Origin of the sequence: Nonomuraea cypriaca (genome assembly GCF_015645445.1) — a bacterium.
Lineage (GTDB): Bacteria > Actinomycetota > Actinomycetes > Streptosporangiales > Streptosporangiaceae > Nonomuraea > Nonomuraea cypriaca.
The window spans coordinates 1-2,579 of the sequence record NZ_JADOGI010000461.1; the positions used below are offsets into that span (position 1 = coordinate 1).

The following is a 2,579-nucleotide window of genomic DNA, read 5'->3' on the forward strand; positions in this document are numbered from 1 at the left end:
ACCTTTCCGCCGGTCCGCTCCGCCCGGCGGACCTCCGTCCCATGCCCCTCGATCACCCGCCCGACGGAGCCGTGCGCACGACCGCGGCCGGCCGGTTCCTGACCTCTCCCATGCGCAGGGGCGAGCCGCTGACGGACGCCCGGCTGCTCCACTCGTTCCCGTTGCCGCCGGGGATGGTGGCGACTCCCGTACGCATCTCCGACCCGGCGGCGGCGAGACTCCTCGCCGCGGGCTCCACCATCGACGTCCTGGCGGCCTGGGAAGAGGGCACCCCCGCCCGTACGATCGCGGAGGACACCAGGGTCGTCACCATCCCGCCGGCGAAGCCGTCGGACGAGGACCACGGCACCCTGGTCGTGCTCGCGACCACCACCACCCAAGCGGCCGAACTGGCGGCCGCGCAGACGGGCGGCCACCTCTCGATCACCATCCAACCCTTAGGATGATCACTCCACTACGCTTCCCTGATGAACGGATTCAAGAAGTTCCTCATGCAGGGGAACGTCATCGACCTGGCCGTCGCGGTCGTCATCGGAGCCGCGTTCAACGCGATCGTGCAGTCGTTCGTCGCCGACCTGCTCACCCCGCTGATCTCGGCGTTCGGCGGCCTCCCCGACTTCTCCTCGCTGAAGGTCACCATCGGCCAGGCCAACTTCATGTACGGCAACTTCATCAACGCCGTCATCTCGTTCCTGATGGTCGCCGGGGTGGTCTATTTCCTGGTCGTGAAGCCGTACACGCATCTCAGGGGGCGTAACGCGGCCAAGGTGGAGTCGACCACCCGCGAGTGCCCGGAGTGCCTGTCAGAGATCCGCAGGGCCGCGTCCCGCTGCGCCTTCTGCAGCACCGAGGTGGTCGCCGTCTAGACGCTAGAGAAGCGAGTCGATCTTGGGATCGTACTCCCAGTGCCACGGCTCGAACGGGTTGCTGTAGGCCCAAGCGGGATGGAACCATCCGTACCGCTTGGAGTTCTTCTCCATCCACACGAACTCAGCGGACCCGGACCTGTCCACCCCGCCACACAGGTCGACAGCCAGTCCGAGCCCGTGGTTGCTACGCCCCGGCACGGCCGCGAACCCGGGCCGCCGATAATAGACGGACTGCTGCTCGGCCAGGCTCCGATAAGCATCGGTCACGCACATGGACTTCCCGAACTGCCGGCGATAAGCCTCATTCAGACTCACGAACGCGATGGTGGCATCGGCCCTCAGGCTGAACCCCTTCTGCTGCAACGGACAGAGCATGCCCTGGGGAATCAACCCGTTGGGATAGTTATCGGCCGTGCCCGCCCGCAGCGGATTGCATCCCAGCGCGTCGCGCCCCACCTTGTCGATCTTGATGCCCAACTTCACGAGCGCCGCGGTGAGCGACTTCACGATCTTGTCCGACCGCTGACGCAACGTGTCCACCTCGGCCGCCAATTGCGCCTCAGCCAGCAGGTTCCCGGCCCTGAGCTCCTGGGCCTCCGCCGCCAGCCGCTCACTCTCCTTGTACAGCGCACTCGTCTGCTCAACCGCCTGCTGCCGAACGGTCACCATCTGCGTCGCGTCGCTCATGGCCCGCAAGGTCTTCTCATCCGCACTGCCGGACAGGAACGGCACGATCCCATCGGCCACGATCGGCTGCTCGTACAGCAGTTCCGCCATCTGCGACACGGGTTGCCGCATCACCTCAAGGCGCTGCTCCAGCGTCTGCAGCGCGGTCAGCTTGGTCTTGAGCGCCTTCTCGGAGGCGGCGATGTCCGCCCGCCGCTTCTCGAGGGCCTTGGTGGCCTCCTCGAGCTCCTTGGCCGACAGCTCGGCCTCTTTGCGCAACTCGGTCAGGTTCGACGGATCCCGCCGCTCCTGCCCCCGCACCTGAACCTCCGCCCGAACGGGCGACGCGACGCGAGCCGCTTGGGCCGGCGCCACAACCTGGGCCGCGTGTCCGGGCGGCACAACGTGGGCCACCCGGGCGAGCGGCGCAACCTGGGCCTGCGCTTGAGCGGTTGGCACAAAAAGAGAAGCCATCGCCATGACAACCGCGATCAGACCCGCTGATCGAGGGGATGGCACGTTCGACTCCTCCGTATGCAAACTCGTTACCTGGGTCAGGCACGCACGTTACTACAGCCCCCTGAGTGTCCGGACCGAACTCCGGAGAGCTGTTATGAGACAAAAAACCCACTTTGTACGGCCAGCCCCCCACAACCAGCCACATCACAATTCGCCCCCTCCACCTGGAGCCCCCACATCCACATCACTCCAGGCCCGGACTCAGATCCCAGGTACCCAACTTTCCCGATCCCCCCGAACCGCCTCGTCCTCCCGATCCCTGCACAACTCCCACAACCAGGTCTCCTCCCACTCCCCCGGACACGCGACCTGAGGCTCCACGGGAGCCGGCGCATCGGTCTCCTCCACAGGAGGAACCTCCTTCGCCTCGACCCGCAACTCCACGACCTGCGGCTTCGCCACGGCCCGCACAGGCGCCGACACCCGGCCCTCGTACACGCGATCCGGATGATCCGGAGCAGGCACCAACACCGGCTCCAGCACCAACATCCCGCCAAGCCCGCCGCCACCGGTCACCTCCGCCAC

The 2,579-nt window shown here is 66.7% G+C and carries 4 protein-coding genes; 2 read left to right on the forward strand and 2 right to left on the reverse strand.

Annotated elements, in window-relative coordinates; genetic code table 11:
* Together ITP53_RS54775 and mscL are read left to right on the forward strand one after the other, a co-directional pair.
* Positions 1–446, forward strand: a 446-nt coding sequence (locus ITP53_RS54775) for an RcpC/CpaB family pilus assembly protein (RefSeq protein ID WP_195903384.1), incomplete at its 5' end; no start/stop codon positions are given.
* Between the two features lie 21 nt (positions 447–467).
* Entirely contained in the window at positions 468–866 is a 399-nt protein-coding gene (mscL, locus tag ITP53_RS54780; protein ID WP_195903385.1) for a large conductance mechanosensitive channel protein MscL, read from the forward strand.
* 3 nt (positions 867–869) lie between these two features.
* Here mscL and ITP53_RS54785 read toward each other — a convergent pair whose 3' ends face one another.
* Together ITP53_RS54785 and ITP53_RS56780 are read right to left on the reverse strand one after the other, a co-directional pair.
* Positions 870–2,054, reverse strand: coding sequence for a D-alanyl-D-alanine carboxypeptidase family protein (locus ITP53_RS54785; RefSeq protein ID WP_328818899.1), 1,185 nt, complete (start codon positions 2,052–2,054; stop codon positions 870–872).
* 201 nt (positions 2,055–2,255) lie between these two features.
* Positions 2,256–2,579, reverse strand: a 324-nt coding sequence (locus ITP53_RS56780) for a hypothetical protein (RefSeq protein WP_207757753.1), incomplete at its 5' end; no start/stop codon positions are given.

What these genes read in the sequence shown, in the direction of transcription:
- mscL (WP_195903385.1), top strand. Translation starts at nt 468, where the DNA reads ATGAACGGATTCAAGAAGTTCCTCATGCAGGGGAACGTCATCGACCTG.